Origin of the sequence: Streptococcus sp. HMSC071D03, from assembly GCF_001812125.1 — a bacterium.
In the GTDB taxonomy this organism is placed as follows: Bacteria; Bacillota; Bacilli; order Lactobacillales; family Streptococcaceae; genus Streptococcus; species Streptococcus pseudopneumoniae_N.
Genome location: NZ_KV807729.1, coordinates 1 through 899, shown reverse-complemented (window position 1 = coordinate 899; position 899 = coordinate 1). Strand labels below are relative to the sequence as shown.

Below are 899 nucleotides of genomic sequence, written 5' to 3'. Positions count from 1 at the left end.
TTTTTTTGACCGCACAATAAGACTGATTAGCTAGTTTTGTAAGCTTATCTACTAAGTAAGTCACACGTTTTTCAGAGATGCGTTTCGCCGTAGACTGACGGATGATAGCTGTTAATGTGGCGTCATCTAACTCCAGTACAAAACTATTACATGGAAAAGTCATGACCAAGTTCCAATATTGTTCCCCAGTTGGTGCCGACAATATGTTTTCCAATTCAGGAAAAGTGAACTGTAAAACCTTGTGCAGACGGTTTTTAGCGCAGACGATATCCTCAGTAAGATTCTGATAGAAACGGCTGAGATCGCGTAATTCTTGATAAAGCGCTTCTTGGACATAGCTTGGTTTACGATTGAGGATGAACTGAGAAGCAGCTAGTTTTTCAGCGTCAATCTTATCGGTTTTACGTACTCGTAAGCTATCTAGTTGTTTTTTGGATTCTAAGGGATTGAGCCGTGTATAAGCGTAACTATTATCCTCAAAGAAGGCCTGAAGACGACGAGAATAGACACCAGTCGCCTCGAAGACAATCTCTGGATCGTGAACAGTCTTCAAGTCCCCAAGTAGTCGATTAAATCCGATGGCATCATTGGGAATGGTATAGCCATGTACTTTTTCTCCATTGACCAAGATGGCCACTTCTGAACTTGCTTTACTCACGTCAATCCCAAAAACTACTCGCATGATATTACCTCTTTGTCTTGAATGATTCCTTGCTTTAGTGATGTCATTTTCAATACTCGACGTTTTTCGTCCCACATACTTTGATAACATTCTTCCTAAAACAGGTGTCTTGTCAGTTTTAGTTACGACGTCTAGCGCCAAAGGACTTATCGACTTAACAAGACACCACTACTTTAACATAACGAAAAAGTAGTGAGTACTTTCTCCCGTCGGAGAT

At 40.7% G+C, this 899-nt stretch carries 1 protein-coding gene; it reads right to left on the bottom strand.

The genetic code is table 11. From position 1 onward, the window contains the following. A partial coding sequence (locus HMPREF2837_RS03665) for an IS110 family transposase (protein ID WP_148131804.1) occupies positions 1–682 on the bottom strand: 682 nt, incomplete at its 3' end. Between the last annotated feature and the right edge of the window lie 217 nt (positions 683–899).